Raw genomic sequence first — 26,597 nt, forward strand, 5'->3', positions numbered from 1 at the left:
TATTGTCTACTTCACAATTTCCCCCGAAACTCTTGGGGCGTCATTCCAAATTTATCTTTAAAAACTCTAATGAAATATTGGGAATTGGCATAGCCGAGCTGGTCGGAGATTTCATAAATTTTCATATCGGAGCTGCGCAACCAGGTGACCGCCTGCTCCATCTTCATGTTAAGGATATATTCGCTGATGCTTATTCCGCTGATCTGCTTGAACAGCCTGGACACATAGACAGGATGAAGAGACACACAATCCGCAACGGATTGCAGGTTTGCGTCCGCCAGATTTGTCGCAATAAAGCTCTGCATGTCCTTCACAATGCTTTGTTGATTAGTTTGTGTCTCCTTCTCGAGTCTTGCCTGCAGGGTGTCGACAAGCGTCTCGCCCCATACAATCAGTTGAGACAAGGAACGAAAGGTAGTTTTATTCAGTAGCTCCCGTCCTACCAGATCAGATAAAAGCCTATGATTCATATGGGCAATGTGATGAAAAGAGCCCAGCACCAGACTTCGGATTTCTTCAATATACTCTTCAGTGTATTTGGGTAATTGGTAAGTAAGTTCCTTCATCTGCTGCAGCCGTTCTTTGTAACCTTCCCATTGCCCCGTCTCGAGCAGATGCATCAGCGTAGGGGGCGCATATAAGTCCTTAAGCGGCTGAACAGGCGAACTTTTCCGCTTATCTGTCAAGGATATGAAATAGCCCTTGTCATTGCCGATCTGCTGCCTTAATGCCGCGAGGGAATCCTCATACATGGAGCGTATGTCCTGCACAAATTCTCCCGCGTAAGAAAGAATGACGGATATTCCGCCACGCAGATAATCATTAACGTTGTGGTGCAACTGATGGGTATTATGGGTCAGCTGCTTCAGAATTCTGTCCGTATCCGCCTGCAGCGTTTCTTCTTTGCATTTCACTAGAAAAACTAGGTTCTCATAAGGGTCGCGGCAATGCCATACCTCAAAGCCACCCCCCAGCAGCTCGCAGGCAATATTCGTTACGGCATATTCAAAAAGAAGCTGGCTTTCCAGACCAAAGCTGGTGAAATGCTCCTCCAGACGAATCAGGATCAGGTAGATTTCATCCTGTTCCTGAAAGTTCAACTGATACCCTGACAGCTTTTCCCTCAGCCTGTCAAGGGAATACTTTTTCCCCTGAATAAGCTCAACCAGAAGCTTGTCCTTAAGAGCAGGCAGATGCTCACGGAAGGCAAGCAGAGCTTTCTCATATGAAGCCGTTCTATCAATCTCCGCCCGAATAATCTTTACAGTGTCCTCCAAAGCCACCCGAAGCTTGCTATGGTCGAGAGGCTTGACCAGATATTCAACCACGCCTTGCTGCAGAGCCTCCTGGGCATATTCGAACTCCGCATAGCCGGTAAGTAGGATGCACTTAATTCTCCGTTTGTCCTGCCTCACTTGCTTTACTAATTCAAGCCCACTCATGCCTGGCATCGCTATGTCAGTAATCAGAATATCGATCGGATATTGCATGACCATTTGCATAGCCTGATAACCGGAATACGCTTTATATACTTTTTGGGCGCCGAACTCATGCCACGGAAAGGCAAGTTCCAGATCATCGACGACATATTGCTCATCATCAACCAGCAGAATGTGTAGCATGATTCTCCTCCACCTTTTCAATCTGAATCCGGTAACAGGTACCTTCGGACGGACTTGATTCCAGCAAGAGCCCGGAGCGTTTGCCAAAATATAGCCGCAACCGCTGATTAACATTCCGAAGCCCGGTCCCCAGCGTCTGATTCTTAATTATATAGTCATCCATATGCCTGCGGACAGCGGACAGCCTGTCCGCTTCCATCCCAACTCCGTTGTCTTTTACCGTAATTAGGAGATAGGTTTTGTCTTCTTCAGCCGTAATGGTAATGACTCCTGGCATCAGACTCGGCTCAATTCCATGCAGAATACCGTTCTCTACCAAGGGCTGCAGAATCATCCTCGGCAGACGGTATTTTCCTAGATGTTCAGGGATATCGATATCAAAAGCAATCTCTCTTTTCCGGAGATGAACCATGAACAAGTAGTGCTCAACAAAGTCCAACTCATCCTGAAGGGTAGAATCGATCTGTTCAATCTTATGAATGTAACGGCAATACGAGGCCAAATGAAGGGTCATGGCAGTGACCGCCTGGTAGTCCTCAATACTGGCCTTGCTCTGGATATAATTCAGGCAATTGTAGAGAAAATGCGGATTAATCTGTGCCTGATACTGTTTCAGCTTTGCTTCCTTCACCTCAATATCACCCAACAGAACCTGCTCGATCAGCCTTTGGGTATTCTCCGCCATCCGGTTGAAGGAATTGCCGAGCATACGGAATTCATTGACTTGAAGATCAACTGCACGGCTGGAATAATCTCCACGGTCAAAACGGTCGATCGCCTTCTTGAGTGTTATGACGGGCTTCTGCACCTGTCTGCGCAACAGCAGCGTATAGAGCAGCACCCCGAACAAAACGATTAACACAACATATAGAAACAGCCTATTATTACGGTTGATAGGCTCAATGTACTGGCGTTTGGGATAGGCGTCGATAAAATACAAGTCCAGCATGTCCGACTTCATGTAGTTGATTAGATACTCAGTTCCGTTCTCTTTTACGGAAAATGTGCCGCTGTCCCCGCTGATTCTGGGAATCACGGTTGGGTACAGCTTTTCGCTGAACTCTTCTCCTTTTTGGACAAATACCTTTTTCTGTGAATCGTACAGGATCGGTGTTCCGGAAACGTACTGCTCCATCATTTTTCTCAGATTATCCAGGGAAATTCTGACTTCAATCAACAGCGGACTTAGATGGCTTCGCATCACAGTAGAGTAATAACCGGTACCATCCTCCGCCATATTCAGAATCCACCGATTATACGTTTGAGCCGGAGGCGCAAAGGAACTGAACGAGTAGGATGGATCTGATGAAACTGTTTCTTTCTCATCCGGATAATACAGAATGACTGTGTTGTTCCATGAAGTGGAGGCCGTGTTCAGGGCCAATTTATCAATAATGGTTAATTTCATCTCATATTTGGAGTACTGATCACCGAATTTCAGGATATATGGATATCCGCGTACCGATTGATCCTGGGAAAGGGTAATGGTATTCGTGAGCACCTGTTCGAATTGTGTGGATAACTGAGAGGTTATGAACTTGACCTCGTTCATCTTGTTCCTTCTCAGCTCACTCTGGATGTCTTTTACGTTAAGCATGTAAATAATCCAAAAGGCCATCACGATAATCAAGAGCATCAGCATCAGGACAAACAATAACCATTGAAAAATAGATAGTCGTGATGTCACATGGAGTCCTCCGGTACATTTTTTATAAGCAGTTGAACCTCGCTTTTAGGCAAGAATACGGGAAATAAAGGACGACCTCAAGGGCCGTCCATATATCCTGGTTTTTTTATTTCTGAACGGATTGATACCATTCATTGACTTCTTTGGTCATATTATCGCCGCCAGTCAATTTCCATTTCTCTACAAATGAGTCAAATTCAGCGACAGAAGCCTTCTCGTAGATAATCTTGTTAAGAATTTCTTTCTCCAGCTTGGTAAGCATGTCTCCGCGGGAGAGCTGCGTTTCGGTTGGCGCACCCGTGAACATCTCTGGCATCACGCTGTCTTTCTGATCGATTACAATTTTGGCCGCTTGGATCTGTTCAGGAATCCGCTCCGCCATGTTTTTCTCATATTGATTGGATGGCTCAGCGCCGCCTGCCAGCTTGGCTAGTGTATTCATTGCCAGGTTAGGAATTATTGCTCCATCGAACGTTAAGGTATAGCGGATAACATCCACCCAACCCCCTGGAATTTTATCACTTTGCTGCTCTCTATACACCTCACCGTTAGGGCCCAGATCATAGTCGTAGCCTTTGGCAAAACCATCTTTAAATGTAGTACTCTCCGGGTTGGCCCAGTTATCGAACAAATAGTTCTGATATACAAAGAAGGCATCCTTATGCTCCATATCCTTGTTGATCAGAACAGCTCCCGTACTGATCGATGTTCCATGACGTCCAACCGTTCCGTCTGGTCCGGCCGGCAGTGGATATGTTTTGTATTCTGCTGTCGGGACGTTCTTTTGCAGGTCAGGGATCGGCCAGCCTGTCATCCAGTAGGGACCAACAATGATGCCGGATTTACCTGCCGTAAAGGCTTCACTGGCTTTAGTTTCATCATACAGTCCTGATTCGGAGGAAATATATCCATTCTTCATCCAGCCCTGCAAGGTCGCCAGCCCCTGCTTCATCTCCGGTTGGACGGAGCCGTACACAAGTTGGTTGTCGGCCGTTTTATTCCACTGGTTCGGCATTGCACCGAACATACCGAAGATCCATCCGGCATCGGACATCCAAGTATTCAGATTGTTCTTAAAGCCCACGGACAGACCCGTTGTATCGTTCTTCCCATTACCGTCGGGGTCCTGATTTGTGAACGCATCCAGTACCGTCTCCAGCTCGGTCAGGTTAGTTGGAGCCTTCAGATTCAGCTTCTTCAGCCAATCCTCTCTTATATACATGACCGGATCATTATTGTAGGCGTTTTCCAAAATCGGAATACCCATTCGTTTACCGTCCCGAATATAGGGATTCCAAACACTCGGCTCTTCAGCCATAGCTTTTTTGTAGACGTCGGAAGCATATTTGTCAAATAGTTCTCCGGCATTCGTGAATTGGCCGCTGTCGATCAAATCAGCGATAAGTGAAGGACTGCCCCGGAATGCGATAATATCAGGCATTTTCTCTCCCGAAGTAAGCATCAGGCGAAGCTTGGTTTCATATGCACTATTCTGCTCGCTTACCGTCCAGAGGTATTTAATGTCGATGCCAAGCGTATCCTTTGCCCATTTGGTATGCACGTTATTTTCAATGTTCTCACCATTTTTGAACTTCATATTGCTAGAAATCGGGAATACAGTCGAAATGGTGACGGGTGTGGTGTACTTTCCGTTCTCAAACGGTGCCGAATACATAGAGTCTCCGGTTGGTGCGTTTTCTGTACCTGCGGCATTTCCCGTATTCTCCTTGTCGCCGCTGCAGCCCACAAGCGAGCTGGCCAGCATGGCTACAGAAAGTGCAGCCATTGCGCTGCTTTTCATTTTCTTTATCATTTTTTGCAACCCCTTTAATAAAATTTTAGTAAATGTTATGCCAACGTCTTTCCCTTTCTAACGCCGGCATCACCTCCTTAAGGGAGGAGCAATTATTCCTTAACCGCTCCGATTACAATTCCTTTGACAAAATAGCGCTGTAAGAACGGATAGACCATTAGAATAGGGGCCATTCCAATAAAAATCTGGGCGGCCTTGACGGTTCTTTGCGAGATGTTCTCCAGATCCTCCGGCCGTACGGTCACCTTGCTGAAGTCCTGCTGAACAATGACCGTCTGCAGGAACGTCGCAAGTGGATAGTTCCGGTGGTCAGTCATAAAGAGTAGGCCGTCGAACCATGAGTTCCAATGCCCGACCAGCGTAAACAGGGACAGTGTAGCAATAGAAGCCATCGATACGGGCAGGTAAATGCTTATAAGTGTCCTGAAGTGGCCGGCACCGTCGATGAAGGCTGCTTCCTCCATTTCCTTCGGAACGCCCCGGAAGAAGTTAAGCAGCAGGATGATATTCCAGACCGAAACGGCACCTGGCAGAATCAGAACCCACAACGTATTCATCAGGTGTAATTTCTGAACCAGTATGTACATTGGAACCAGACCACCGCTGAACAGCATGGTGAAGACAAAAAACCATATATAAATATTCCGGCGTCTAAAATTGACACTATCCTTGGACAACGCATAGGCGGCAAGGATCACCACTACCATGCTGAAAATGGTGCCTATCACTGTCCGCTCCAACGTAACCCAGATCGAACGGATGAAATTTTCATTGAGAATCGTTTTGGTATAGGCATCTACTGTGAAATTCACTGGCCACAGACCGATCAGATTTGCGTTTGCCGCAGATTTGTCACTGAACGATACAGCAAGGACATGAATCAATGGAATAATACACATCAGCGACACAGCAATCAGGAAAATATAATTGAAAACCGAAAAGATTCGATAGGATTTCGTTTTATGATACATACCAGTTAGGCCTCCATTCTAGAAAATACGATAATTGGCTAATTTATACGATATGCGGTAGGCCGATACGATCAGGACAAAGCTGACGACCGATTTGAACAGTCCAACCGCCGTTGAGAAGCTGAATTTGCCGTCGATGATGCCCAGTCTATAAACAAACGTATCAATGATATCCCCTTTGTCATACACCAACGCATTGTATAGGTTGAAAATTTGGTCAAAGCCCGCATTGAGAACGTTACCAAGTGCAAGGGTGCCCACAACAATGGTAATGGGAAGCAGCGAAGGAATCGTAATTGAACGGGTTTGCTGCCATCTGCCTGCCCCGTCCACTTCTGCCGCTTCATAAAGGGCTGGATTAATACCCGCCAAGGAAGCCAGAAAGACGATCGTGTTGAAGCCAAACTCTTTCCAGACATCGCTTATGACCACTACGAAGCGGAACCAATTGCCATCTCCAAGGAAGAATATCGGCTTGATCCCGAACAGACTGACCAGAACCTGATTGACCAGCCCGCCATCTCTCGCCAGCAGGTCGGAAAGAATGCCGCCCAGGATTACCCAAGAAAGAAAGTGAGGCATATAGACTATGGTTTGAACCGCCTTCTTAAACCTCATTTTTCGGACCTCATTCAAGAGAAGCGCGAAGATAAAAGGTACGATCAGCCCTGCGACCATTTTCAATCCGGCGATAATGAGCGTATTCCAGATAATTTGAACGTTTTCGGGAATGCTGAACAGGTATTGAAAATGCTCAAGCCCCACCCATTTTGACTTACTAAAACCTAGGCCTGGCTTATAATTCTTGAAGGCAATGGCAAGCCCCGCCATAGGAATATAGGAAAAGATTATGGTTAAAATCAATGCCGGCAAAATCATAAGATCAAGACCAATAGTTGTCTTCCATAGTGATTTTCGCCGAACAGTCCCAACAACGGTAACACTTTCTTTGCTATTTACGCCGTTGGGCTGAACCGAAGTTTTCATGTACTTACTCCCCTTTGTCGGTTAATGTGCATCCGTTAGTGTTCTTTACTGATTTATCATAGCTAGTTCAACCTTTCAGAGATACGATAAATTCAAAGCATAAATAACAAATTTATAACCTGCCAATAAATTTTCAATAAAATTTTCAATAAAAAGGGACTGACCCCGGTAGCCATTTCATGGCTACTTGGGTCAGCCCCTTTTGTATTCGAGTAGGATATACGTAGACACTTTGGGAAGAAGCTCCGCGAATGAACCGTTGTTCACGGTAAACCTCCGGCACTCTTGAACGATGTCTCATCCTTGTCTTCTGGTTCTTCAATCTTCCGCCACAACTACAACGCCGAGGACGGGGGTCGAACCCGTACGGTACTCACGTACCGCAGGTTTTTAAGTCCTATGCGTCGTGACCCATCCGAAAACCAGTGTTGATACTAGATTCTCCACTATCTTGACCGCTTGAGCTAAACAGGAGCTGCATGCACCTGCTAGACTTTTCAGCCAGACTGTGCCAAATAATGAAACCCTGCGGAAGTTAAATCGTATGTAATGTCAAGATCATTTAAATTTGAACTTTAAAACAAAGCTAATAAATAGTACATTCACTCAAGGAGGCGTTAAGGATGTTGAAAAAATTACTTGGCAAAGTCCTGCATTCATTAGAGCATTCCAAACATGGAGGACACCGTAAATATTCCAGCAGCCACAGGGGACGCCATGTCCGTTATTCAAGCAGTGCAGGGCACCGCAGTCACCGGAATTCCTCATCCGGTCACGGATATAGCGGAGGAAGTAACGGACACGGGTATTATAAGAACCGCCGCGGCAGTTCCAGTTGATTCTTCATTGTTAAGAGCCGACCCGTTGATACGGGCGGCTCTTTGCTGTCTACAGCATCATAATCCCGGGACTCCACCAAGTGCAATGTGCAGATCAGCAACAAAAGCTGCAGAGTCAGGATAAGGGTTATCCTCCTCTAGAAGACGCCTGAGAATCTGCCGTACCATAGCGGAAAGACTGAGTTCCTCCTCCCAGGAACGTTCCGGTATGCCCTGTTCCGGACTGTAACCGGAGTAGAGCATGTATAACATCAGATGACCAATATCGAACAGATCCGACTGGATGTAAGGCTTCATGCGAGCTGGAGGTACAGATTTGAGCGAAGTATCGTCCCAGAGCAGACCTTGTCCGCCCCCAATAGGTCGTGCCAGACCAAAATCTATAACCAACACCTCTTGCTCCCGCACAATAACATTCGGGATACGCAGGTCCAAATGTACAAATCCCTGTTCATGAACATGGGTTATCCGATCCATGAGCACTAACGTCCAGTGCAGGCATTCACGCTCACCTATTACGAGGTTCTCCTCAAAGATCAGATCCTCCATTGTCTTACCAGCAATATAGTCGGTTACGATCCAGCTTCCCTCTTTACTCACCCCATAATTCCTCAGCCTTTGAATATAAGGGTGGTCCAGCCGTGATAGAACCTCTCTCTCCCGTTCCAGCAGAAGCTTCGCAGTCTTCTTCTTGCTGGGTTTGGCGAGTTTCACCGCCACTTCACAGCTATCCAACTCATCCCGGCACAGATATGCGATGCCATAGCTTCCGATACCAAGTACCTGAACTACACGATATCGTTCTCCAATCACTGTCCCGGTCTGCGCCGGATAATCACGCCATGCCATTATGAAATTGCGCCACCTGTCAAGCAACGTTAATGCACTCCCTCCATGGCTTTAAGGCTTTGTGGCTACTACTCGATAATCTTAATATATATTCTAATAGACAACCCTTCAATGAAAAGAAAAAGCCTTCACCCAAGCATAATAAAAACTCCTCTCCAGAACTTGTGGTTAGACAAGCACTGAAAAGGAGTATTATCTTCTTGATCCTATGTGTTGGTATGTGATTCCTAGACACACAGGACCTTTAGTTATTATGGGAGAAGCTATGTCCGTAAAAAAGAAAAAACCTTGATTTCTCAAGGTTTCTTCTGGTATGCCGAGGACAGGGGTTCAACCCGTACGGTACTCACGTACCGCAGGATTTTAAGTCCTAGAATTCATTCGCACTTTACATCCCTCTTGGGGAATTTAAGGGAAGCTACAATCCGTAAAAGTTACAATCGTTTGAGAAATTGATGCGCCAAACCCACGTAAACATCGATAATTTTCAGATGAAAAACTGACAATATAACCTTGGGAGATGAATAAACAGTACACTGGATTTTCCTTGAGTTATTATTTTTATTAATGAATATGTGAAGTCAAAGCACAATTTTCTTCAACGAAGTGGTCCTCTGTCCTCGTAATAGTGAGCCTGGAGGTCGGATGGATTGTTTCTTACACAAAGCCTTTAGCAATTAATATGTAAACGGGACAATGCAGGAAACCACTTTTGCTTTGTCCCGTTTTGCTATTTCGGTTTGAATTTTAGTCTCTTGCCTCAGTTCTGGAAGCTTTTAGGACGGCTACGATCCGTGTAAGGTTAAAATGCAGCTATAAATCCACCTGTTCCATAAGATGTATATAATACCCAACTCCTCGGAGTTAGGAACTGACCGGGACCACATATTTCACTTGTATTGCCTTGTCGAGTCCGGCTACCACCGTTCCCGGTGAAGCGGGACACACCTCAAGCACGCTGTCGATTCCCCCCGGCACGATAACCGGAGTGACCGCAGACAGTCCGGCTCCGCGGATGACGTCAGGATCGAATTCAATCAGCAATTGTCCGGCCTTTACATGCTCACCAGTTTCAACATGAAGCACGAAGCCTTCTCCCTTCAGGGAGACCGTGTCGATGCCTACATGAATGAGCACCTGCGCTCCGCCGGCATGCTCCAGAATGACAGCATGCTTGCTTTTCTTGATCACATGGGCCACAATTCCGTCGAACGGCGCGTAAACCTTGCCTTCGCTCGGCTCAATGGCGATGCCCTCTCCCATTTGTTTGCCGGCGAACCCGGGGTCAGGCACCTGATCCAGAGCTATAAGCGTTCCTGTAACCGGAACCAGCACCGTGAGGGTTCCCGGCTCATCCGCTACCTCCACCAGAGACGGAGCGAAGACCGGGGTGGCCGTACGTACACTCCCGCCCGCCGTATTCTCCGGCACCCCTTCAGACCATGCAGGCGCAGATGCTGTTCCGCCGGAGCCTGCCGCCTGCACTGCCGGACCTGCGGGCGTATCATCACGATAGCCGAACAACCAGGTAAGCACAAAGGCTACGGTCATCGCAACCAGATTGGTCAAAATGTACAGCGGAAGTTGGCCGTTTAGATATAGCAGGGTTCCGGGAATCACCGTTATGGCCATGCCATTGCCGGCCAGCTGGAACAGCGAAGCCAGGAAGCCGCCCGCCGCGCCGCCGATGAGGCCCATTACAAAAGGCTTCATGTACCTGAGGTTCACCCCGAATATCGCCGGTTCAGTAATACCGAGTAAAGCGGACAGCGAGGACGGCAATGCCAGCGCCTTCAGTTGGGCGTTCTTCGTCTTCAGCCCGACAGCCAGACAAGCAGCGCCCTGAGCGGCCATTGCGCAGGTAATGATCGCGTTGAACGGATTGACGCCCGTACGCTCCAACAGTTGAATCTCCAAAAAATTAAAGATGTGGTGCACGCCGGTCACGACAACAATCTGGTGCAGCGCCCCGATCAGCAGGCCTGCAATGCCAAAGGGCAGATCAAGCACATAAGTGGTTGCATTCAGTACGGCCGTCTCCAGGGAATGGAACAGAGGTCCGATGGCGAACAAGCCAAGCGTGATCATGAGCAGCAGAGTCAGGAACGGGGTCAATATCAAATCAAGCGCTTCTGGAATACGCTTACGTAAAACCTTCTCCAGCTTCGCCCCGATCAGCCCCATAATAAATGCCGGCAGCACGGACCCCTGATAGCCTACAACCGGGATAAATCCAAACATAATAAGCGGCTCCGCAGTCCCTCCGGCAACCGCATAGGCATTGGGCAAGGCCGGATTGACCAGCATCAGCCCGAGCACGATCCCGAGAACGGGACTGCCCCCGAAAACCCGGAAGGTCGACCAGGCCACAAGTGCAGGCAGGAATGCAAACGCGGTGTCCGTGAGCACTTGGGTGAACAGCAGAAAGTTGGTTGAGATATCCTCAGGCGCAAGCCCGAACAATGAAAGAATCTGCGGCTGGGTCAGCAATCCACGCAGCCCCATGAACAACCCGGTGGCTACCAGAACCGGGATGATGGGAACGAATACATCTCCGAAGGTACGAACGGCTCGCTGGAACACATTCCCCGCCTTTTTCCCCTGATCTTTCAGATCTTCCTTGGAGGTGCTCTGAATGCCAAGCTTCTCTACTTCCTCAAAAATGCGGTTGACGGTACCGGTACCGAAAATAATCTGATACTGTCCAGAGTTAAAAAACGCCCCTTTGACTTTGTCGATGCCCTCGACCCGTTCTTGGTCGATTTTATCCTTGTCCCGCACCATAATACGCAGACGTGTGGCGCAGTGCGCGAAGGAGACCATGTTCTCTTCTCCTCCTATAGCTTGTACAACCTGCTTGGCGATCGTTTGATTTTCGTTCATCACGCTATTCCTCCCCATTTCATTCAATCTCCCATTGGACAACCCGGAACTCCGCGCTGCCGCCTTCGGCATAAAGCCGGATGCCTGTGCTTACCTGTTCAGGAAAAATTCTTGCCGAAAATACCGTTTCTCCGTCATTCACAAATACTTCAACCGAGGATGTATCCACAAACATATGCAGGGTGAGCATGCTATCCCGCAGAGCCACCGCGTGGCTCCGTTGCGTCCCATACTCCAGGGCCAGACCTTGACCTGACTCGGAACGGTCCAGTACCACTTTGCCGGCTGCGGAATCGTAATAGATAACCGTTCTCTCATTGGGGCCGACACGGAACTCAATGCCGAAGCGTTCTGCTCCACCCTCCCAGATATGGGCCAGCAGCTCGTAGACGGTTCCCCCAAGCTCCTTCATGTCCGCTGCCCTGCTGTGCATTACCGTGTGGACCTCCGCCATCCGCCCCCGATGCTTAACGAGTTCCCTGGCCGGGCGCTGAATCAAGCGGCCGTTATCCAGGGTCAGCTCGCGCGGCAAAGTCAGGCAATGCGCCCAGCCGTGCTGATCTGTAGGATATTCAATCTCCGGCAGGCCCATCCATCCGACCAGCAGACGTCTGCCGTCGGGAGCCTGTGTCGTCTGCGGCGCGTAAAAATCAAAGCCATAGTCAAGCTCCCAAAATTCGCCGTGTCGGAAATCCCTGTCAGGCAAGCGCAGCGGATCGCCTATGAGATATCCCGACTGGTAAATATTGCGGCAATTGTTTCCCTCCGATGTAAGGCCTTGTGGAGAAAACAGCAGCACTCCTGCTCCGTCCAGTTCAAAGTAATCGGGACACTCCCACATATATCCAAACTGCTTCAGTCGGGTGCCAAGCTCTCCTTCAAAACGCCAATTGAGTAAATCCGCTGAGCTGTACAACACTACGCAGCCTGTATGATCGGTGCGCTGTGTCCCGATGACACAATAGTAGCTCTCAAGCTCCTTCCACACTTTCGGATCACGAAAATGATCCGTAAAACCGGGCGGCACATCGGATATCACCGGACGCCCTAGCTTGGTAACCGTTCCGTCCCGTTCCATTATAGCCATACACTGATAGGGAAACCTGACCCATTCCTCGGTGCGGGTGTTGCCGGTATACATCAAAAACAGCTTACCGTCCTTCTCAACCGCACTGCCGGAGAACGCCCCGTGTGAATCGAAGGGCCCGCCCGGAGCAATGCCGATACCAAGATTCTTCCAGTGCACCAGATCGGTTGAAGAAGTATGATACCAATATTTCATGCCATGCTGCGTCCCCAAAGGAAACCACTGGTAAAACAAGTGATATTCCCCACCGTAGTAAGAGAATCCGTTAGGATCATTTAGTAATCCCACCTCAGGCTGGATATGAAATTTTTGTCTCCACGGACTGTGTACGACCAGCCGCTCAAGCGCTTCCCGTTCACCCGGCTCAGCTTCTTCGATAAGCCGATACAGCTGTTCTCTACCCATTTTCATCATATGACTCTCCACTATCTATATTTAGTATAGCTCTTCATTTCGGAACCGGTTCCAATAGTATTAAAGAGAAAGCCTCTTTCCAACATCACTGTGAAAAAAGGCCGGGAACCGGTTCCAACGTTATTGTATTCTGATTTCAGTCAAATTGTCAACGCTTTCTCGCTCAATAATTTCGCAGCCGGAGACCGACACCTTGGCGACCTCTTCTCCGTTCACCAAGGCTATGATGTTATCCGCAGCCAGTTGCCCGACTTCTCTGTAATAAAATCTCATCGTTGTCAACGCCGGATGAACGATCTCGGTGACCTCATAATCGCCGAAACCGGTCACCGATACCCCGCTAGGAATACGGATATGTCTGAGAGAAGCCGCTTTCATCACCCCTAGAGCGATATTGTCGGTCGCGCACACGATGACGGAAGGCACCCTGTCCTTGAACAGCAGTTCAGCGGACGCCACAGCCTCATTCATTCTGAAACCGGAGGTATAGAACCTTACATCACTATCCACATATTCGCGAAGAGCTCTTTGGAAGCCTTCCTTACGTCTTACGCCTACCGCGATATCCTGCTCCGTAACGCCGAGATAAGCGATACGGCGATGCCCCTTTTCCAGAATATGCTTGCCCATCAAATAGCCCGCCGTTACATCGTCATGAATCACGCTATGGAGGTCTGAATGCTGTTGTCCGATCAGCACAACCGGAATGTTACACTCCCGGACCGCCTTCAGGTGCCGATCCTTCACGTGCGCAGCCAGCAGCAGCAGACCGGAAACTTTTTGCCGCGCCATTTCATAAATGAATTCAATCTCCCGCTCCATATCCTGATTAGTGTTGGCAATGAGCAGCTGATACTGGCGCCTCCGCAATTCACCGTCTATTCCCATTAATGTCTGTGAGACCGCATATGAATCCAGGCGCGGAACGATTGTGCCGATAATGCTGGTCCGCTTTGCCTTCAGGCTTTGGGCGAATGTATTGGGCACGTACTGGTTTTGCTTGATTATTTTCTCGATCTTCTCTCGTGTCGCTTCACTGATGGAACCGCCGTTCAAGTACCGTGAGACCGTGCTTTTGGCCACGCCCGCCGTCCGGGCGATATCAATGATAGTCTTCATTCTCAGGCTCCTAGCTGAATTTTTCGTTCTTTTACATCTATTTTACCACATGTAAAACTTGTGAAGTGAAGCGCGGGCATATGTGTGCATGCGCAAGGCAGCTTTTTCTCATGGATTAGAAAGCTGCTTAACCTGATGGAGGGCTTAGCGATGAATACCCAAACGGATTACGACGACAAAAGCTAACTAATAGGAGGTGATTTATCGAACCAGGCAAAGAAAGAATGGCTTCTTCGCAATAAGGATAAAGAGTTTGAAAGGTAAAGAGCTAATCACACTACACGCAATAGCGTGTTTTTTTGTAAGCGATTTTGTACAGCATTCTGAAATATTGCAAATTACCAACTACCTAGAAAGGAATGATGAAATGTTTTTTACGAATGGAAAGCTACAATCTTTTGAGAAATTGATGCACCAAACCCCACGTAAACATCGACAATCTTCAGATGACAAATCAAAATCACTACCTAAAGTAATTCCTACTTAGGAGAGTCCAACTCAGCTTAAGGAGCAACCAGCGAATGGAGATCAATGATCGAATGAAAGAAGTGCTGGAAGCAGAACTCTCTCGTTTAAGTTTAATCATTCAGCATGAATCACCTACCGTTCTCTCGGTTCTTCAGGCGAACCACCCAATTGCCTTTATTCATGATAATGGTGAAATTCACTATCCGGCTAATGAGGGATCTGAACTCGCTCACCAGATTCCAAGCATTGTCGGAAAAGTCTAGGAAATAGAGAATACCTATCGCAATGCGGCTCAGCTTGGAATCTCTAGTGTGAGCAGTTACCGGAGCATGCTGGAATACAACCATCATGTACTAGCCGGACATTATGATGGAGATGGTGAATTTCGCTTTGTTACTTGGGAGATGATTAACGAACGTACGGGATTTGCCATGGGCCATTATTTTTATCGGAATGAATATGAAAAGGCGAAAGCTGGAAATGATGAAACACCGTGTTGAATTTATAACTTATGCTTCCTACCACAACGTTGTTACCAATCATGTTGTACCGTACTTTGAAAAAAAGGGCCTTTTTCTCAAACAATTACTACCCAGTCACATTCAGGATTATTATCAGTATGACAATGAAAACGGCGTGACAACCAATACAGCCATCCACTACCACGCCAATATACGTACAGCCCTACAGCATGCGCTCAAAACCGATCTAATCGATACCAATCCAGCTGATAAGGTGGAACGGCCCAAAAAGAATGAATTTGTCGGCAGCTTTTACAACCATCAAGAGATTGAGCTGGCAGTTATTCTTGCTGCCTTTTATGGATTGCAACGAAGCGAAGTAGTTGGTTTGAAGTGGACTGCCATTAATTTTGGAGAATAAAACCATTAGTATTCGGCACACTGTTATTCCTGTTTACTTTGAAGGAAACTATCCGTTGCCGAGATTAATTTAAGAGATGAGATGGGTGGATAAAAAACTCTAGCCACATTACTGCAATCCATGAAGCAAAGATATGACAGAAGCGGCTGAATGTCATCTGCTAGGAACTGGTATCCAGCGAAGCGCCGATTGAGCAGATTGTACTGAAATATGGTTTTTCCTCCTTAAACACCTTTTATATTGCTTTCAAAAAAAGATATGGCGATACTCCGGCAGTCTATAGAAAATCCAATCAGAAATCGGCCAGAAAGCCTGATTAAATTTGTCCTATTTGCTTATTCCATACTCCGTAATCTTCCGGTACATGGTCGATTTTCCGATTCCCAGCATTTTGGCTGCGGTCACAACATTGCCGCCGCATGTTTTAAGCGCACTGCAAATGCTCTCCATCTCAATCTGCTCCATTTTTTTGCCGGACGCCTCCGTTGCAGGCGTCTGCGATACCGCCACACTACCGCTGTTGCTGTGTTTCACCTGCGCAGTCCTTGCGGGAGGCAAATCCAGATGGGTAATGCAAGCAGAGCTGCACACATAATAAGCCCGCTGCACGGCATTCTGAAGCTCACGCGCATTTCCCTGCCACTCATAGCTCTGCAAGGCTTCTAGAAAGGAGGGACTTAACTGCTTGGCCGGGCCGGGATTATCACGGTTACACTTCAGCAGAAACAGTCCCGCCAGCGGGGCAATATCCTCCCTGCGCTCCCTTAGCGGCGACAGCTTGATATTGATCACATTCAAGCGGTAATACAGGTCGCTGCGATAGGATTTCAGGCTTACTTCCTCCACCAGATCGCGGTTGGTTGCCGCAATGACTCTTACATCCAGCGTCCGCTCATGCTTGCCGCCGATTCTGCGGACCTTGTGGTTATCCAGAACACGGAGCAGCTTCGCCTGGATCTCCAGCGGCAGTTCCCCGATTTCATCCAGAAAAATAGTTCCCCCGTGCGCCAGCTCGAACTTCCCCGGATTGCCTTCCCGAAGCGCCCCCGTAAAGGAGCCCTTCTCGTATCCGAACAGCTCGCTCTCCACCAGATCTTTGGGCAGCGCCGCGCAGTTAATCGCAATAAAAGGTCCTTCGGCCCGCAGGCTGGCATTATGAATGGATTGGGCAAACAGCTCCTTGCCTGTTCCGCTCTCCCCTTCGATCAGCACAGTACAATTGGTCTTCGCTATCCTCTGGGCAAAAGCGATTTGTCCCTGCATATAGGAATTGTCCGTGATGACTTCCTCGAATCGGTAATTCGCCTTGAATCCGGCCAATTGATTGACCTCTTTGCGCACCTGCCCGGCTTCCCGGATCGTGAGCGAAGCGCCGAGAATCTTGTGATCGAAGGTGAACGGATAAATATTCACCATACAATCGATCTTGTTGTTGCCGACGGTGAGGATACAATCCGCGTAGCTTAAATGTCTCTCACCGGCAAATACACTGTCCAAGTCGACCTCTTCCAGCAATTCTTTGATGCTCAAGGCTTCCATCTGCTCCAGGCTGAGCATAAAGATCGAGGCCAGTCTTTCATTAAAATGCCGCACGCGGTATTCGGTATCAATGACAAGCAGCCCGTCCTGCATCGACTGGAATACGGCATGCATCATTTGGCTCGTCTCCAGCATATGGAGCTGCTTCTCGATACTGCTGACCGCCGATACTACAACGCCGAACGTATGGGCATGCACATCCTCGGCCTTGCCCGACAGATCCAGACAACCAATCACGTTACCCCGGCTGTCATGAATCGGTGCTGCCGAGCAGGTCCAGGCATGATGCGTCATGCAGTAATGCTCGCCGCCCAGCACCTGAACCGCATCATTGATAGCCAGCGCGGTGCCCACCGCATTGGTGCCCACGCTGACCTCATCCCACTTGGCCCCCTCCACGAAATTCACCTTGACACATTCCGGTTCGAGCTCCTTATTGAGCATCGTGTGCAGGAGCACCCCGTCCTCATCGGTCAGGACAATTGCGTATACAGTATCCTTGATAATCTGATAGATACTGTTCATGGCCGGCTTGGCAACGGAAAGAAGCTGCTGCTTCTCCTGCAAGCGGGAAGCCAGCTCCTCTTCTGACACCTGCATTCCCTTGCCGCACATCGGATCGACTCCGGCTTGGCGGCATCTTCTCCATGAAGCGGCAATTTCCGGCTTCGTCCCGGCGGCAAACTCGCCGCTGGATATGAAATGTTTCCAGTTCCCAAGCGATTGCGCATAGCTGATTCGCATGTTTACTGCTCCTTTCCGTGGCCCGCAGAGATTAAATCGGATATTCACGTCTGCCCGGGGCGGAGGCAATCAGCATGGATTCCCTATACTTGGCAACCGTCCGGCGGGATATGACCGCTCCTTGCTCAAGCAGAAGTTCAGCGATTCTGCGGTCGCTGTAGGCTGCCCGCTTATCTTCTCCCTCTATAAGGTCGCGGATGATTCTCTTCAAGGCATCCGGCGTCCAATCGGTATCTTCCCCCGCAATTCCGGAAGGAAAAAAATACTTTAGTTCAAAGGTTCCCCATACACACTGCACATATTTACCCCGGATCGCCCGGCTCACCGTAGATTCATGAAGAACCAGCTCTTCGGCTATCCTGCCGAGCGTTAAGGGAACCAGATAATCCTGCCCTCTTTCGAAAAAAGAGCGCTGCAGCTTAAGAATGGCGCCAGCTACGCTGCACAAAGTCGCCTTGCGGTCTTCGATGCATTTCATGATCCAGCTTGCCTGTTCGTTTTTCTCCCGCAGATAGCGGCGCGTTTCTTCGTCTCCGCTCAGGCTGAACAGTCGTCGATAGTTCTCGGCAAGCGTAATCTGTGGGCAGGACAACGGATGTACTGCGGCTTCGTAAAAGCCGTTCTTCTGCATAATGAACACATCGGGTACAATGTAAACCGTTGATTCCCCATTATCAAAGGTATTCCCAGGGCGGGGGTTCAATGATTTAATCACATTGCATGATTCCTGAATGCTCTTTAGGGGGGTCTTCAATTCTTTGGCGACACGGACCAGCTGATTGCCGCCCAACTGCTCAAGATGGCGCTCAATCAGCATCCGCAATAAAGGCGTCATTCTGCCGGAGTGCTCCAGCTGCAGCACCAGACATTCCTGCAAATTCCTGGCACCGACTCCGTAAGGCTCCAAGGACTGAACGCACCTCAGTCCGGCTTCGATATCCTGACAGCCGACTCCCAGTCCAGCGGCAATCTCCTCCACCTGTTCCGCAAAATATCCGTTGTTATCCAGGCAGCCGATCAGATAGGCCGCAATGATTCGTTCCGTCGTGGGCAGTGTCAACAGACTTAATTGCGACAAGAGATGATCCTGCAGATTGTGCCGGGGACTCGCCGCATATTGCAGCAAATGCTGGCTGCTCTTTCCGCTCTTGACCCTGCTTCCGCCTAATAAATATTGAACCTCAATCAGCGGATTTTCCTCTGACAATCGGTCCACATATTGGCCCAGCTCTTGCGAGTCCATTTGCAGCACCTCGACGGATTGCCGTAGCCCAGGAGACAAACCCATTCGTTGCTTGGTATCCAAAGCAAGCCTCATTTGCTCACCCCTCACTGTGTGCGCTTACATTATCTCTCTATTATAAATCGCCATAACGTCCAATAAAGACAAATACGATGAACTTAGTATGACAATCCGCGGGGAAATAAGGGACCGGCATACTCTGTTCATCTTATTTGAATTTGCGCTGGAGAATTGAAGGCGATTCGTTAAACGTGAAGATGAATGGCCCGGTTATGAACAGCGTGCGCGGCTTCGTGCAACGATTCCGCAACAGTCGGATGGGCATGAATGGTGGTAACCATCTCATCCAATGTTGCTTCAAGGCGAATTGCCAGCGCCCCTTCCACAATGATGTCCGTTGCCCGCGGTCCGGCAATGTGCAGCCCCAGAATTTCATCATTACCGGCGTCAACAACGTACTTCACCAGCCCGCTGCTCTCGCCCATGATCATGGATTTGGCATTGGCCTGAAGCGGAAATACTCCGGTCTTCACCTGGAACCCTTGCTGTTTGGCCTCCTCCTCCGTCATTCCCACGGATGCCAGTTCAGGCCGGGTGTAGACACAGGAAGGAACCGTTCTGAAATCAATCGGCGATGGCTCACCCATGATCGCTTCCGCAGCAATAACCCCTTCTGCGGAGGCCACATGCGCCAGCATGATTCCTCCATTACAATCCCCGATAGCGTAGATGCCGGGTATGCCGGTCTCCATATTACGGTTGACCTGGATTGCACCGCGTTTAATCTCCACGCCGATGTCCTCCAGTCCCAGGCCCGCAGTCACCGGCCGCCGGCCGATGGACAGCAGCACTTTGTCCGCCTCTATAACATGGTCGCCGTTCCCGGATGTAGTGACTACCCGCAGGCCCTCCGCAGTCTGTTCGATTCTCTCCACCTTGGTCTCTGTGTGCACCTCAATGCCGGAGCTTGCGAATTCCTTCCTCAGGCATTGCACAATATCACGGTCCATGACCGCGATCAGTTCGGGCAGCATCTCTATAATCGTAACTTTACAGCCCAGACTGCTGTAGACACTGGCAAACTCACAGCCGATTACCCCTCCGCCAATAATGCAGAGGCTCTCCGGCACCGCAGGAAGCGAGAGCGCTTCATCGCTTGTAATGACCCCCTCCAGCTCTACACCGGGAATAGGCACGATCGACGGCTCTGAGCCGGTAGCGATAATAGCCCGGTCGAAGCCAAGCGTCCGGACACTGCCATCAGCTGCAGTAATTTCCAGTTCGCTGCCGCTGATAAATTTGCCTGAGCCACTCAGCTTGGCAATCTTGTTTTTTTTGAGCAGCGTCTCGATACCTCCCGTGTTCATTCTGATGATCTTATCTTTGCGTTTCTGCAGCTGGCTCCAGTTCACAGAGACCTCCGCCGCCTCAATGCCAAGCTCCTTAGCTTCCCGCTTCAGGTGTGTGTACAGCTCCGAAGTATGAAGCAGCACCTTGGTGGGTATACAGCCGACATTAAGGCAGGTCCCTCCCAAAGCCTTCTTCTCCACAAGTGTAACTTCCGCACCCAGTTGCGCAGCCCTAATTGCGGCCACGTATCCGCCTGGGCCACCTCCAAGCACAACGATCCTCATTGTTCTCCTCCTAAAAGTTTTGATAGCATAGGCTTCTCACAGCAGTAGCAGCGCCGGTTTCTCTACATAGGCCTTGATTTTTTGCATGAATTGCGCCGCAACCGCTCCATCCACAGCTCTATGGTCAGCGGTCAGGCTGATGTTCATCAAGGGTCTGATGACAATCTCTCCATTGACCACGACCGGGGTATCCACGATCGCATTGACGCCCAGAATAGCGACCTCCGGTTGATTGATAATCGGCGAGAAGGACTCCATGCCGTACATTCCCAGATTGGTAATGGTAAAGGTGCCTCCCGTCATATCCTCGGAGTTCAAGGTGTTGTTTCTGGCTCCTACCGCCAGCCGTTTCACTTCCTGCGATATTTCGGCCAGCCCTTTTTGCGTGGCATTCTTGACCACAGGAACAACCAGTCCTTCATCCAGTCCCACGGCTACGCCGATGTTGGCATAATTTCTCATGACAAGCTCGGTTCCGTCAATGGAGCAGTTCAGGAGTGGAAACTCCAGCAGAGACTTGGCTACAATACTGACCAGCAGGTCTGTATAAGTAACCTTGAGCGTATCCTTCAACTGCTGTCTCAGCGCACCCAGGGCCGTTGTATCCAGCTTCATATTGTAGGTCACGGTCGGAGAAACCGCCTGGCTTTCCAGCATTCGTTTGGCGATGATTTTACGCATGCTGTTCATCGGCACGCGTTTGACTTCCTGCACGGCAGCCTGTACCGCTGTCTGATTGGATGCTGCCGCGAAGGAACGGATGTCCTCCTTCATAATTCTTCCTTCTTTGTGGAGCCCGGAAAGATCAATGCCGAGCGCCGCCGCTTCCTTGGCCGCCGCCGGGGATATTTTCACTTTAGCCGCGGCTCCGCTACCGCCTTCTGCAGCATACTTGCGCACATTCCCTTCGGTAATTCTGCCCTGCGGCCCAGTCCCTTTCACCTGCTGCAGATCAACGGACAACAATGCGGCTGTCTTCTTCGCATACGGCGAAGCCTTGATTCTGCCACTGGCAGCATGAACCGACGCTTCACCAGCATCGGCCGCGGCCGCCCCGGCATCAGCCGGAGTTCCGGCCTGCTCAGGAGCGGGCGCCGCCGGCACCCCGCCTCCACCGAGCAGAGCGGAAATATCTTCATTGGCATCCCCGATGACGGCAACCGGCTGGAAGATCTCCACATTTCCTTCCTCTACAATGATTTTCCGCAGCACACCACCAAGCTTTGCTTCAACTTCATTGGAGATTTTGTCCGTCTCCACATCAAACAGGATTTCCCCTTGAGCCACGGTGTCCCCCTCGGCTTTTCGCCAATTGGAGATCGTCCCCTCGGTCATAGTGAGCCCTAATTTGGGCATAACGATAAGTTCAGCCATTGTACACCTCCGCAAGTTTGCTTACTGACGTTTCCTGAGCCTGATCAGAACATGCTCTTGATGCCCTGAATAATATCATCCGTATTTGGCAGCACATAGGCTTCCAACGCCGGAGAATAAGGGACGGGTGTATTAAGTGCGCCGATTCGGACTACAGGAGCATCCAGCTCATCAAAACACAGCTCGGAGATCATGGCGGACAGTTCGCCCCCGAACCCGCCCCGCTTCACTTCTTCGGTTACAACAAGCGCCCGGTGCGTTTTGGCGACTGATGCGAAGATCGCTTCCTTGTCAAGCGGATAAAGCGAGCGCAGATCAATAACCTCTGCTTCAATGCCCTCTTCAGCCAGTGCTTTTGCGGCACTAAGCGCATCCTCCACTTGCTTGCCGTACGTAATAATGGAAACGTCGCTTCCTTCCCTCTTGACGCTGGCTACGCCAAAAGGAATCGCGGCAACCGTATCGTCCACCTGGTATTTCTTCGAATACAGAACCTTGCTCTCGATATACACCACCGGATTGTCATCTTCAATCGCGGTCAGCATCATTCCCCAGGCATCCTGCGCGTTGGAAGGATAGACCACCTTGAGTCCCGGAACATGCGTAACCCAGGCCTCCAGCGACCCGGAGTGCTGTGCCCCCGCACTGATTCCACCGCCGGCCGGCAGCCGCAGCACGAGCGGCACGGAGATTTTGCCGCCGAACATGTATCGCATCTTCGCAGCCTGATTCACCAGTCCGTCCATGCCGAAGGTCAGAAAGTCAATGAACATCAGCTCGGCCACAGGTCTCAGTCCTGTTGCGGCCGCCCCGACGGAAGCCCCCACAATAATTCCTTCGGAAATCGGGGTATCCCGTACACGCTCTTCGCCGAATTGCTCCCAAAGGCCCTTCGTTACCCCAAAGGTTCCTCCGTACGGCCCGACATCCTCCCCGAGCAACACAACATTCGGATCCTCCAGCATTTTGCTGCGCATACCTTCACGGATTCCTTCACCATAGGTCATTTTTCTCATCTGCTGCGCGCCTCCTCAACGATATCGGAATAAATATCTTGAACTGAAGATTCCAGAGCCGGATAATTACTGGCAAAAGCGAAATCAAGCGCCTCCTGAATATTCCCGTCAACCTCATCCTCGATCTGCTTCAACTCGTCCGCCGTCATCAGTTTGTTCTCCATGATGTACTTCTCAAATCTGGGAATCGGGTCCTTTTGCAGCCAGGCCTCCACTTCTTCCTTCGGTCTGTAAGCTCCCGGATCACCTTCGAAGTGGCCATGCTGTCTGTACGTTTTGAATTCCAGCAGGGTAGGACCTTCACCATTTCTCGCCCGCTGTACCGCCTCTTGCACATGTTCGTACACCGTAACCACATCGTTGCCGTCAGCCGTAAGGGAAGGCATGCAATAGCCCTCGGCACGTTTGGCAATATCCTTGATGGTCTGATGTCTGGCTTGGCTGACCGATATCCCATACAGATTGTTCTCGCATACAAAAATAACCGGCAGCTTCCATAGACTCGCTAGATTCATCGCTTCATGAAAAGTACTCTGATTCGTGGAAGCGTCTCCGAAAAAGCACACGCTGACCTGATCGCTTCCTCTATATTGAGCGCTCCACGCCGCCCCGGTTGCAATCAGATGGCCCGCGCCGACAATTCCGTTGGCGCCCAATATGCCCAGCTCCGCGTCCGCAATATGCATCGAACCGCCTTTACCTTTACAGTACCCGGTTTCCTTGCCGAACAGCTCTGCCATCATATATTTCAGATTTCCGCCCTTGGCCACGATATGTCCATGCCCCCGATGGGTACTCGTAATATAATCGTCATCCCGCAGATTGGCGCATGCTCCAACGGCGATTGCTTCTTCCCCGATGTAAAGATGGACAAAGCCCGGTATTTTTCCTTCTGCAAAAAAGGTGGATGCAGTCTTTTCAAATTTTCTGATACTCTGCATCTTCCGGTACATCCCGCTAAGTAATTCTTTTGAAATACGCAAGTGAATCCCTCCTCTTGATTTGGCCCTCACCTATATACCAGCAAATTCCGTGCCAACTTTGCAGAATTCTCTATTTTTATTTTTTTCAGGTGGATTCCCTTGAATTACAGCCGTCAGACAGGCTATCCGGTCGACTGAACGGCGGCTGCAAAAAAAACACACCCTTTCCCAAAAAGGGAAAGGGTGTACGAGAATTTTCCTATTATGGGAAGTTTCCCGAAATGGGAATACGGAGGAATTAGCAAAAAGCTCTAAGGGCTAGAATGTTATCCGTATAAAAAGCCTCTCGCTTCTGATTGCCGGTCTCGGTATGGGTATCTATTTGATGCAATTTGATTTCGACATGGCCGCATCCATTGAGGAAGTTGCTTATGAGATGGGGGAGCATCGGGGATTGCTATTATCGGAAGCATTTCAGCCCTTGTGTACACCGTAGCTATGAAAGTTCCCTAGGGGCTCAATGTGCCTGCTATTAGATAGTCTGGACAGAGCATTAGTCAGGACATTAAATTAGCATAGCAGTATTTGGAGTGAATAAATGCGTGAATCACCCAGTATTCGGTAACCTTTTCAGATTAGTGGATTGCATAGCCCAATCAGGGACTATAGAACAATGAAGCCTGCATATGAGGCCCCCCTCACACTAACTGTTAAATCTGGACTTGTGACTGAAATAGTCATTGATGAACCATTTTCTTTTAGTTCTTTGGAATATGAAGAGCTAAAAGAAGATGCCGAGCTGTTGATTGAGAAAATGAAACGGCGTAAGGAGAGATGGACGAAGAAACAAAATGCTCTTAGCAACCTTATCGAGAAGAAACTGGAGGATTAATCAATATGTCACAGGATGAGTTTATGAATCACTACATACGATGCCATAGACAGTTCCTACGGGTATTTGAAGAGAATTCGGTTAAAGCATAGACCTCATGGTTGGATTCGGAGGAAGAATATATAATGTGTCCTGTTACGTGCAGACTAGACGGGCTATAGAGTACCGATATAAGAAGCAGACTTATCGTCACAAGAAAGTAGAGAATTCTTTGGAGCTCCCCCTCGATCTGAGCACGGGAAAGCATATCAATCAATGGATTTTCTTCGACTCCTCACATCTCAAAGTGCTTCAGGAAAATATTATCAACTACACCAGGTTCCAATATAGACAGCATCCCTTGGATGCAATATGCAGCTAGAATCGTGAATCACCCCTCTTTGTAATCTCTACCCAAGTCATTCTCTCCACAAATAAAATGATTTCCTTCTGTTCATTTCCGCATTATCATCCCGTTGTTTCGACCTCATAGGCAGGCTACAATCAGTTCAAGAGGTGAGAGAAATGTTGAAGAAGGACCTAATGCAACGGGTTGAAGCAGAAGGCATAAACCTTAGCGAGTATATGTTTGAGCGATACTATGAATATGGTCTGATTGTAAGTGATAAGGACGGACAATGCCGCATGAGAGGGGTTAAGACCTATTACCACAAACGAACAATGGAAGCTATCCGCTTCATTGAGGAACTTAAAGCAAATAAAGCAATGGGGAATCAAAAGAATTATATCTTCATTCTTTACTGGAAAGGCTACCCTGTTCAGTGGGACAAACTCAAGGCTAGACTCTTAAAATTTCACAGCGGCATCATGGACTACTTTAATACTGTCACAGGTTACTTAGCCAGCCCGACTATGCGGATTACATCCACCGTATCGCCGAGGACGAGGCTGATAAAGCGCCTAAGCCAATGGGGCGCCCTACTATCCAATCCCTTGCGGCTAAGAAGAAAAAAGCTAATGATACAGCTAGAAGATACCTTCTTGTCAGCAAGTTGATAGCAGGAATTACTAGGAATGGAGCCATACCAAAGGAAGTATTCCATTCCTTCAATAGTCTGAATAACCTAAGTGCTAATGATATGCAGGATACGATTCTGGGACATGCCTATAACTGGCTTCAGCTTCAGACCTGGAAAAATGCGGTCAGTTTATCTGAAGAGCACGAATACGTTGAATCCTTTGATCTTATAGAACTAATCAAAGACTATTGCTCGAATTTAGAATCAAGCTACGGAAGTCTCTACAATATCCCAGTCTTCGGTCAATTCATTGAAACAATTGAGAACCAATACAATATAGAGATCTTTTCGGATCGTCCTGACTTCTACTGATTCGCCTTGCTTACTCTTATTGTTGGAAACTTCCGTAAACCGCTCATAGAGTTCCTGTTCAATCCTTTGACTAGAGATAACTGGCGGCAACTAGTATCAGAATGGTCTACCGCTGCGGCTCAGTCCACGGGAAAGGAGGTGAAACTCAATGGGTAATATCGGTATCGCTCTGGGCGGCGGTAAGGCCTTCTCTGCTCCTGCATGGTTTATCTTGCTGATCCTTGTATTTGCAGTAATTGGAATCAATCGCTTTATCAATAAGGTTAAGAATTAATGAGCC

General features: G+C 49.0%; 24 protein-coding genes. 9 read left to right on the plus strand and 15 right to left on the minus strand.

The annotated features are described in order from the left end of the window. Positions 1–11: 11 nt before the first annotated feature. From J2T20_RS04070 to J2T20_RS04090, 5 genes are all read right to left on the minus strand, one after another. On the minus strand, positions 12–1,622 hold the full coding sequence (locus J2T20_RS04070) for a response regulator (RefSeq protein ID WP_307585856.1): 1,611 nt from the start codon (positions 1,620–1,622) through the stop codon (positions 12–14). Continuing rightward, positions 1,600–3,309 carry a sensor histidine kinase gene (locus J2T20_RS04075; protein WP_307585857.1) on the minus strand — a complete coding sequence of 570 codons (1,710 nt, stop codon included), beginning with the start codon at positions 3,307–3,309 and terminating at the stop codon, positions 1,600–1,602. Before J2T20_RS04075 ends, J2T20_RS04070 begins: the two co-directional genes overlap by 23 nt. 106 nt (positions 3,310–3,415) lie before the next feature. After that, positions 3,416–5,122, minus strand: coding sequence for an extracellular solute-binding protein (locus tag J2T20_RS04080; RefSeq protein ID WP_307585859.1), 1,707 nt, complete (start codon positions 5,120–5,122; stop codon positions 3,416–3,418). A 92-nt stretch (positions 5,123–5,214) separates the two neighbouring features. Then, a complete protein-coding gene (locus J2T20_RS04085; RefSeq protein WP_307585861.1) occupies positions 5,215–6,093 on the minus strand; it encodes a carbohydrate ABC transporter permease in 879 nt (292 codons plus the stop codon). Positions 6,094–6,111: 18 nt separating this feature from the next. Next, positions 6,112–7,080: an ABC transporter permease gene (locus J2T20_RS04090; protein WP_373457751.1), complete on the minus strand. Its 969-nt coding sequence runs from the start codon at positions 7,078–7,080 to the stop codon at positions 6,112–6,114. 623 nt (positions 7,081–7,703) lie between these two features. Here J2T20_RS04090 and J2T20_RS04095 point away from each other — a divergent pair. Continuing rightward, entirely contained in the window at positions 7,704–7,919 is a 216-nt protein-coding gene (locus J2T20_RS04095; protein ID WP_307585862.1) for a hypothetical protein, read from the plus strand. Between the two features lie 57 nt (positions 7,920–7,976). On the opposite strand, the gene J2T20_RS04100 is transcribed toward J2T20_RS04095, so the two are convergent. The 4 genes from J2T20_RS04100 to J2T20_RS04115 all read right to left on the minus strand — a co-directional run bounded on the left by J2T20_RS04100 (position 7,977) and on the right by J2T20_RS04115 (position 14,271). Beyond that, positions 7,977–8,768, minus strand: coding sequence for a serine/threonine protein kinase (locus tag J2T20_RS04100; protein WP_307585864.1), 792 nt, complete (start codon positions 8,766–8,768; stop codon positions 7,977–7,979). Between the two features lie 864 nt (positions 8,769–9,632). Then, positions 9,633–11,651 carry a sucrose-specific PTS transporter subunit IIBC gene (locus J2T20_RS04105; protein ID WP_307585866.1) on the minus strand — a complete coding sequence of 673 codons (2,019 nt, stop codon included), beginning with the start codon at positions 11,649–11,651 and terminating at the stop codon, positions 9,633–9,635. A gap of 19 nt (positions 11,652–11,670) precedes the next feature. Next, entirely contained in the window at positions 11,671–13,149 is a 1,479-nt protein-coding gene (locus J2T20_RS04110) for a glycoside hydrolase family 32 protein (protein WP_307586250.1), read from the minus strand. Between the two features lie 123 nt (positions 13,150–13,272). Then, the gene (locus tag J2T20_RS04115; RefSeq protein ID WP_307585868.1) at positions 13,273–14,271 is read right to left on the minus strand and encodes a LacI family DNA-binding transcriptional regulator; all 999 of its coding nucleotides are present in this window, start codon (positions 14,269–14,271) and stop codon (positions 13,273–13,275) included. Positions 14,272–14,792: 521 nt separating this feature from the next. On the opposite strand from J2T20_RS04115, the gene J2T20_RS04120 reads away from it, so the two are divergent. The 4 genes from J2T20_RS04120 (at position 14,793) to J2T20_RS25705 (ending at position 15,941) form a co-directional block, all read left to right on the plus strand. After that, positions 14,793–15,002, plus strand: coding sequence for a hypothetical protein (locus J2T20_RS04120; protein WP_307585870.1), 210 nt, complete (start codon positions 14,793–14,795; stop codon positions 15,000–15,002). A 48-nt stretch (positions 15,003–15,050) separates the two neighbouring features. Then, positions 15,051–15,239, plus strand: a complete 189-nt coding sequence (locus tag J2T20_RS04125; RefSeq protein ID WP_307585872.1) for a hypothetical protein — start codon at positions 15,051–15,053, stop codon at positions 15,237–15,239. Beyond that, positions 15,220–15,621, plus strand: coding sequence for a phage integrase SAM-like domain-containing protein (locus J2T20_RS04130; RefSeq protein WP_307585874.1), 402 nt, complete (start codon positions 15,220–15,222; stop codon positions 15,619–15,621). Before J2T20_RS04125 ends, J2T20_RS04130 begins: the two co-directional genes overlap by 20 nt. A gap of 167 nt (positions 15,622–15,788) precedes the next feature. Next, positions 15,789–15,941 (plus strand): helix-turn-helix domain-containing protein, encoded by a 153-nt coding sequence (locus J2T20_RS25705; protein WP_373457756.1) that lies wholly within the window; start codon positions 15,789–15,791, stop codon positions 15,939–15,941. A 7-nt stretch (positions 15,942–15,948) separates the two neighbouring features. On the opposite strand, the gene J2T20_RS04135 is transcribed toward J2T20_RS25705, so the two are convergent. From J2T20_RS04135 to J2T20_RS04160, 6 genes are all read right to left on the minus strand, one after another. Beyond that, positions 15,949–17,904 (minus strand): sigma-54-dependent Fis family transcriptional regulator, encoded by a 1,956-nt coding sequence (locus J2T20_RS04135; protein WP_307585876.1) that lies wholly within the window; start codon positions 17,902–17,904, stop codon positions 15,949–15,951. 31 nt (positions 17,905–17,935) lie between these two features. Further along, positions 17,936–19,222 (minus strand): RNA polymerase factor sigma-54, encoded by a 1,287-nt coding sequence (gene rpoN, locus J2T20_RS04140; RefSeq protein WP_307585878.1) that lies wholly within the window; start codon positions 19,220–19,222, stop codon positions 17,936–17,938. Between the two features lie 170 nt (positions 19,223–19,392). Continuing rightward, positions 19,393–20,781 carry a dihydrolipoyl dehydrogenase gene (gene lpdA / locus J2T20_RS04145; RefSeq protein WP_307585879.1) on the minus strand — a complete coding sequence of 463 codons (1,389 nt, stop codon included), beginning with the start codon at positions 20,779–20,781 and terminating at the stop codon, positions 19,393–19,395. A gap of 36 nt (positions 20,782–20,817) precedes the next feature. Continuing rightward, the gene (locus J2T20_RS04150; protein ID WP_307585881.1) at positions 20,818–22,155 is read right to left on the minus strand and encodes a dihydrolipoamide acetyltransferase family protein; all 1,338 of its coding nucleotides are present in this window, start codon (positions 22,153–22,155) and stop codon (positions 20,818–20,820) included. A gap of 44 nt (positions 22,156–22,199) precedes the next feature. Beyond that, positions 22,200–23,171: an alpha-ketoacid dehydrogenase subunit beta gene (locus J2T20_RS04155; protein WP_307585883.1), complete on the minus strand. Its 972-nt coding sequence runs from the start codon at positions 23,169–23,171 to the stop codon at positions 22,200–22,202. Next, the gene (locus J2T20_RS04160; protein WP_307586251.1) at positions 23,168–24,124 is read right to left on the minus strand and encodes a thiamine pyrophosphate-dependent dehydrogenase E1 component subunit alpha; all 957 of its coding nucleotides are present in this window, start codon (positions 24,122–24,124) and stop codon (positions 23,168–23,170) included. The genes J2T20_RS04155 and J2T20_RS04160 overlap by 4 nt, the downstream gene beginning before the upstream one ends. A 643-nt stretch (positions 24,125–24,767) precedes the next feature. Between J2T20_RS04160 and J2T20_RS04165 the strand changes: the two genes are divergently transcribed. The 4 genes from J2T20_RS04165 to J2T20_RS04180 all read left to right on the plus strand — a co-directional run bounded on the left by J2T20_RS04165 (position 24,768) and on the right by J2T20_RS04180 (position 26,591). Continuing rightward, entirely contained in the window at positions 24,768–24,986 is a 219-nt protein-coding gene (locus tag J2T20_RS04165) for a hypothetical protein (protein WP_307585885.1), read from the plus strand. A 504-nt stretch (positions 24,987–25,490) separates the two neighbouring features. Further along, entirely contained in the window at positions 25,491–25,982 is a 492-nt protein-coding gene (locus J2T20_RS04170; protein WP_307585887.1) for a hypothetical protein, read from the plus strand. A gap of 83 nt (positions 25,983–26,065) precedes the next feature. Next, entirely contained in the window at positions 26,066–26,317 is a 252-nt protein-coding gene (locus J2T20_RS04175; protein WP_307585889.1) for a hypothetical protein, read from the plus strand. Between the two features lie 148 nt (positions 26,318–26,465). After that, the gene (locus J2T20_RS04180; protein WP_307585891.1) at positions 26,466–26,591 is read left to right on the plus strand and encodes a hypothetical protein; all 126 of its coding nucleotides are present in this window, start codon (positions 26,466–26,468) and stop codon (positions 26,589–26,591) included. The last annotated feature ends 6 nt before the right edge of the window (positions 26,592–26,597 follow it).

Source organism: Paenibacillus wynnii, from assembly GCF_030812855.1.
Lineage (GTDB): Bacteria > Bacillota > Bacilli > Paenibacillales > Paenibacillaceae > Paenibacillus_AQ > Paenibacillus_AQ wynnii_A.